Source organism: Streptomyces lanatus, assembly GCF_014655715.1.
Lineage (GTDB): Bacteria > Actinomycetota > Actinomycetes > Streptomycetales > Streptomycetaceae > Streptomyces > Streptomyces lanatus.
Genome location: NZ_BNBM01000018.1, coordinates 224501 through 230539, shown reverse-complemented (window position 1 = coordinate 230539; position 6039 = coordinate 224501). Strand labels below are relative to the sequence as shown.

6 protein-coding genes and 1 pseudogene are annotated in these 6039 nt (G+C 71.6%); 3 read left to right on the top strand and 4 right to left on the bottom strand.

The window, feature by feature from the left end; all coding sequences use genetic code 11:
- Positions 1-230, bottom strand: a pseudogene (locus tag IE325_RS36605) (hypothetical protein); the annotation flags it as partial.
- Positions 231-338: 108 nt separating this feature from the next.
- Here IE325_RS36605 and IE325_RS36600 point away from each other — a divergent pair.
- Positions 339-734 carry a hypothetical protein gene (locus IE325_RS36600; protein WP_190074456.1) on the top strand — a complete coding sequence of 132 codons (396 nt, stop codon included), beginning with the start codon at positions 339-341 and terminating at the stop codon, positions 732-734.
- Positions 735-771: 37 nt separating this feature from the next.
- On the opposite strand, the gene IE325_RS36595 is transcribed toward IE325_RS36600, so the two are convergent.
- Together IE325_RS36595 and IE325_RS36590 are read right to left on the bottom strand one after the other, a co-directional pair.
- The gene (locus IE325_RS36595) at positions 772-2916 is read right to left on the bottom strand and encodes a serine/threonine-protein kinase (protein WP_190074455.1); all 2145 of its coding nucleotides are present in this window, start codon (positions 2914-2916) and stop codon (positions 772-774) included.
- 99 nt (positions 2917-3015) lie between these two features.
- Positions 3016-3672, bottom strand: coding sequence for a TetR/AcrR family transcriptional regulator (locus tag IE325_RS36590; RefSeq protein WP_190074454.1), 657 nt, complete (start codon positions 3670-3672; stop codon positions 3016-3018).
- Between the two features lie 110 nt (positions 3673-3782).
- Here IE325_RS36590 and IE325_RS36585 point away from each other — a divergent pair, with 110 nt between their 5' ends.
- Both IE325_RS36585 and IE325_RS36580 read left to right on the top strand, forming a co-directional pair.
- Positions 3783-4814 (top strand): medium chain dehydrogenase/reductase family protein, encoded by a 1032-nt coding sequence (locus IE325_RS36585; RefSeq protein ID WP_190074453.1) that lies wholly within the window; start codon positions 3783-3785, stop codon positions 4812-4814.
- 46 nt (positions 4815-4860) lie between these two features.
- Complete coding sequence (locus IE325_RS36580; RefSeq protein WP_190074452.1) at positions 4861-5493, top strand: SRPBCC family protein; 633 nt, start codon at positions 4861-4863, stop codon at positions 5491-5493.
- A gap of 94 nt (positions 5494-5587) precedes the next feature.
- Here IE325_RS36580 and IE325_RS36575 read toward each other — a convergent pair whose 3' ends face one another.
- Positions 5588-5896: an ANTAR domain-containing response regulator gene (locus tag IE325_RS36575; RefSeq protein ID WP_373315284.1), complete on the bottom strand. Its 309-nt coding sequence runs from the start codon at positions 5894-5896 to the stop codon at positions 5588-5590.
- Positions 5897-6039 lie beyond the last annotated feature (143 nt).

Below are 6039 nucleotides of genomic sequence, written 5' to 3'. Positions count from 1 at the left end.
TTCTCGACCCACAGGCCGGTGGCGTCGACCAGGATCCGGGCGCGGCGGTTCGCCCAGTTGGCGAGGAAGAGGAACACCCCGACCACACCGAGCAGCAGCATGAAGGCGAGGCCCACGTACCCGGCCGGGCCGGACGTTCCCTTCTGGTTCCCGGTGGCAATCACGACGCCGCCGATGACGCCGACCGCGCCCAGCGCCATGAGCAGGACGGAGCAGGGGAGCCCGGTCATGGCACCGCGGCGCCCGGTCCGTATGACGGTGGCATCGGGCGCGGGGGAGGGCGTGTGCGAAGGCAACATGGTGCGTGAGCCTATCGAATTGACCTACGCTCCCTCCCCATGACGACGCAGGGCCGGGAACACGGTGCGGAACAGGTACGGACGCAGACGCGAGGCGGCGAGGAGGCACCGACCCCACCCGGCGTGGACGAGATCAGGGCGAGTTTCCAGCGGCAATCCGATCCCGGTTTCGCGAGACAGCGGTCCCGGCAGGCGCGGAGCGCCCGTGGTGGGCTCATGGCCGCCGGGGCGGTGGTGGCGCTGGTCTGCCTCACAGTGGCCGTCGGGCAGCTCACCAGCGATGCGCAGGCGGGTGCGGGGACCGTGGTGTACGGCTTGAGCTTCGCCTCCGCGGGGCTCGGCGTGGAGTTGGCGCGGCGCGGACGCACCCGGCTGGCCATGATGGCGGTCATCTTCGCGGCGGCGGGCGCCTCACTGGCGGACGCGCTGTCCTGACCCGACCGCGTCACCCTGCATGCGGGCACCCGACCGGTCAGTCGGTCCCGTCCGGCCCCCGCGAGAAGGCCGTGTCGCCCGCGATCGCCACGATCGCGTCCTTGACGAGCAGCACGCGCGGCGGGGAGCCCTGTGCCTTGTCGCCGGGGTCGTCGAGGGCGGGGGTGCGCCAGATCTCGGTTCCCTTGCGGCTGTCCAGGGCCAGCAGGCGGCCGAAGCGGTTGGAGAAGTAGACGCGCTTGTACGTCGCCGAGACCGCGGGCGCGGACAGGCTCTCCATGTCCGTCGCCTTCTGCCAGAGCCGCTTGCCGCTGTCCGCCGACACCGCGGTGACCGTCCCGTCGGAACGGGCGAAGTAGACGACGCCGTCCACGAGGGTGGCCGCGCCGGTCAGCGGACGGGCCAGCGGGAGCCCGCTGGTCCGCCCGGTGTCCGGGTCCACGCGCAGCAGGGCGCTGTACGGCCGTTCGTATCCGGCTTCGTACACGTCCTTCGCCGTCTGGGGCGCGAGGAACAGGGGCTGCCCGTCGACCGCGCCGAGGGCGAGCGTCTTCTTGGGGAGTACGGCGATCTCGGTCAGGCTGCCGGGGCGGAGCTTCATCAGGGCGACGGGGGCCTGGCCGGGCTCGCGGGCGGCCGTGCACAGGGCGTAGGGGGTGCCGCCCAGCACCGACGGGGCGCAGTACTCGTCCAGTGAGGGGGCCTGCCACAGTTCCTTGCCGGAGGACCCGTAGGCGATGAACTGGGAGGCGTCGGGGGAGAGGGTCAGCAGTCCGCCGTCGTACGGGATCGCGGCCTCGGACTTGCTGATGTCGCGCTGCCAGCGCCGGTCCCCGGTGTCGGCGTCGAGGGCCACGAGGCGTCGGGTCGCGTCGTCCGGATCCTCGTACACATAGACGAGCCCGTCGCGGACGCCGATCGGCTGCACGCCCTGAGGGCGGGTGCCGGTCCGCCACAGGGTGCGGCCGGTGGCGGGGTCGATCCTGGCGGCGGTGAAGCCGGTGCCGCCGCAGTACAGGGCGGTGTCCGTGTCCGCCACGCATCCGGGTTCCTGGTAGTCGAGGGGGACGCCCGTCACGTCGTGGCGCAGGGGCTCGGTCCACGGCCGCCAGCCGGCGGGCAGCGACGCGGTACGGGCGGTGGCGTCGGCGGCGGTGGTGGTCGTCGTGTCCCCGCCCGACATGAAGACACCCACCCCGACGAACAGCCCCGTCACGGCCAGCGCCGTGGCGAGGCCGGTGAGCAGCATCCGGGTCCGGCGTCGCCTGCCGGTGGCGGTCACGGCGTCCGCGGCGGCGGTGGCCGTACCCCAAGGGGCGGGACGGGGCCGGGGTTTCGCGGGCTCCCTGGTCCTCGGAGGCGCGGTCGCGTCGGATTCCGGCAGGGCCCGGAGCGCGCCGTGCATGTCCGTCAACTCCGGCCGCGCGGTGGGGTCCTTGTCCAGGCAGCGCCCGACGAGGCCGAGGAGCGTCTCGGGTACGCCGTCGAGGTCCGGGGCCTCGTGCAGGACCTGATAACCCGTCATATAGGGGCTGTCGGCGTCGAACGGCCCCGTGCCGACCGCCGCGAACACCAGCAGCGACCCCAGCGAGAACACGTCCGAGGCCGGGGTCACCTCACGCGGAGAGGCGAGCTGTTCCGGCGACATGAAGGGCGGAGTGCCGATGATGCGCCCGGTCATGGTGAGGCTCTGGTGGTCGGCGGCGCGCGAGATGCCGAAGTCGATGACGCGCGGCCCGTCCTCCGTCATCAGGACGTTGCCCGGCTTGAGGTCCCGGTGCACCAGGCCCGCCCGGTGGATGTCGCGCAGCGCCTCGGTCAGCCCCAGCCCCAGCGCGCGCAGCTCCCGCAGGCTCAACGGGCCGTCCTTCTCGACGACTTCGGCGAGCGTGGGCCCCGGCACATAGAGCGTCGCCATCCACGGCTGCCCGGCGTCCGGGTCGGCGTCCACGACCGGCGCGGTGAAGGCGCCGCTCACCCTGCGCGCCGCCGCGATCTCCTGCCGGAAGCGGGTACGGAACTCCTCTTCCTGCGCATACGACCCGTGGACGACCTTGACCGCGACCTGCCGTCCCGAGGCGGAGACCCCCAGATAGACGACCCCCATGCCGCCCGCCCCGAGCCGGCCGAGAAGGGTGTACCCGCCTATGGACTCCGGGTCCCCGGTGCTCAGGGGCGTCATCGCCGATCATCCTCCCCAGCGCCGGCCTGCCTCACGGGGATCAGACTAGGGCCTGCCTTCTCGGAGCCGGAGGCGGAGGCGGGCATGGGCGAGGCGGGGTCAGTTCGTCGACGCGCCCGTCAGGTCGGCCAGTTCGGCGGCGTAGAGCAGCGCGGGGTCGAATCCCATGCCGGTGAACTGGCCCGCGAGTTCCAGGGACAGGACGCCGTGCAGCCGGGTCCAGAAGGTCAGGGCGCGGTGGAGGACGGCGGGCGGGGCGGGGTGGCCGGCCGCCCAGTCCCGGTGGCCGGCGAGGTGCGCCTCGAACCGTGTCTCCGGGCCGTCGGCCGGCAGTGCGGCACAGGCGTCCAGGATCATCGCCATGATCTCGGAGGAGATCGCGGTGGTGTCGTCGGGCGCGTGGTAGCCGGGGACGGGTGTGCCGTAGATCAGGAAGTAGCGCTGCGGGTCCCGCAGGGCCCATTCCCGCAGGGTGTGCGCCAGCCCGGCCACGTCGGCACCTTCCTGCGAGGCCGCGCGGAAGGTGTCGGCGAGGCTTCGGTACGCCTCCCTGACCAGCTCGGTGATTAGCTCGTCGCGACCGCCGTAGTACCGGTACAGCGCCGGTCCGCTCATGCCCATCTGCTTGGCGATCGCGTTGAGGGACAGCGCGGACGCGCCCGCCGTGGCGATCTGCTCCCACGCGCGCTGCTTGATCTCCGTACGCACCTGGGCGCGGTAGCGCTCGCGCGGGGTCTTTGCTTCCTGATTCACCATGGTTAGAGGTTATCACTGAAGTTATTGACACTCCCGGATTCGTCGAGTTATAACTTCTAACGAACGCGAAGCGGGATAACGAACCGCTCGCCTGCTCCATGGAGGTCGCCATGAACACCGAAGGACTCGTCGAGGTCGTACTGCCGGGCAAGGTCGCGCCCGAGGGGTTCGAGATCCGGCACGGGACCGTCCCCACCGCCGGCCCGGGCCAGGTCGTGATCCGGATGGAGGCGACCGGCGTCTCCTTCGCCGAGCAGCAGATGCGCCGCGGCCGCTACTACGACCAGCCGCCCTTCCCCTTCGTCCCCGGCTACGACCTCGTCGGCACGGTGCTGGCGACCGGCGAGGGCGTCGACCCCGGCCTGGCCGGCACCCGGGTCGCCGCGCTGCTCAAGGTCGGCGGCTGGGCCAGCCATGTGCTCGTCGACGCGGCGGACGTGGTGCCGGTGCCGGACGGGATCGGCGCGGCGGAGGCGGAGACCCTCGTCGTCAACGGCATCACCGCCTGGCAGATGCTGCACCGCAAGGCCCGCGTCCGCGCGGGGCACACCGTCGTCGTGCACGGCGCGAACGGCGGCGTCGGATCCGTCCTGGTCCAGCTCGCTCTGGCCGCGGGCGCGCGGGTGATCGGTACGGCGTCCGAGCGCCACCACGACGCTCTGCGGGACCAGGGAGTGGTGCCCGTCGACTACCGCACCGCCGATGTCGCCGCCCGCATCCGCGAACTCGCCCCGCGCGGGGTGGACGCCGTCTTCGACCACGTCGGCGGGCGCGGCATCGTCGACTCCTGGAGCCTCCTCGCCCCCGGCGGCACCCTCGTCTCGTACGGCAGCGCCTCGACCCGGGACGACGAGGGCTCCAAGCAGTGGCCCGTCCTCAAGCTGCTGGCCCGCGTGTGGCTGTGGAACACCCTGCCCAACCGCCGCCACGCCTACTTCTTCAACGTCTGGGCCGGCCGGGCCCTGGCCAGGAACCGCTTCCGCGCCCGCCTGCGCACCGACCTCACCCAGGTCTTCACCGCCCTCCAGCGCGGCGAGGTCAGCGCCCGGATCGCCGCGCGACTGCCGCTCGCCCGCGTCGCCGAAGCCGTACGGCTGGCCGAGTCGGGGACCGTCGCCGGAAAGGTCGTACTGACGCCGTAGCGCCACCCGACTGAACCGACCACCGCAACGACACGAGAGGAACACCATGTTCAGCACCGGCACTTCGAAGTCGCACGGCGCGGGAAAGACCGCGGTCGCGCTCGCGATCGCCGTCACCGCCACCCTCGCCGGCACCGTCCCGACCGCCCAGGCGGCACCCGCCACCGGCACCGGTACGTCGCGGTGCGGCGGGCAGGGCGTCGACAAGCACGCCTTGATCCGTTACGAGTCGGACATCGTCATCAAGGCACCCCTGAGCACCATCTGGAAGCTCCAGACCGACGTCGAACGCTGGCCGGCCTGGCAGCCCCCGGTCACCTCCGCCGAACGCCTAGACCCCGGCCGTCTGAAAGCGGGTTCGCAGTTCCGCTGGACGACCCCGGCACCGGCCACCCCGACAACCCCCGCCACCACACTCACCATCACCTCGACCGTCCAGCAACTCCGCCCCCACAACTGCCTCCTGTGGAGCGGACCGGCCGTCGGCGAGGGCCTGAGCATCGACGAGGGGGTCCACCTGTGGACCTTCAGGAAGGTCAAGGGCGGCGTCCACGTCCACACCGAGGAGACCTGGACGGGCGCCCAGGTGGAGGCGGACGTCCCTACGGCGACCGAGGCACTCGGGGCGGGTCTTGAGGCGTGGCTGCGGGACCTGAAGGCGACGGCTGAATCAGCTTGACCGGTCGGATTCAGACGGTCTTGACGGTGCCGCGGACCGAGATGACCATCCCGACCAAGCCGCTGTTGCGGTCGGCGTCGTGCGACCCGCCGGCTCAGGGAGCCGTTTCCGACGACGACTCCGTGGCCGCCTCAAGTCCCGTCAGTGCCGCGGACACCTGCTGCCGCATCGTCTCGGAGAGCGCGCCGCCCTGGACCGTCGTCACGAGTTCGTCGGCGAGGCTGTGGAGCTTGGTGTTCGTGTTCTGGGAGACGCTGACCAGCACGGTCCAGGCGTCCTCGGGGCTGAGCCCGAAGGACGCCATCAGAATGCCTCTGGCCTGGTCGATGGCGGGACGCGTCTCCATGGCCCGGCGCAGCTGGTCGACCTCGTCACGGAGGTCCTTCTGCTCCTCGTGGTTCACCCGTGCTCCCTGGTTGAGGCCGCCTGTGCCGGGCTTGTCGGGCTGCTCCCCTCCCTCAGGTTGCGCCCTCATGTCAAACCCGTCAAGCGATACCGGAAATAGATTTCGGTCTTTCCAATACGCGAACAAGTGGTCCTATGCTG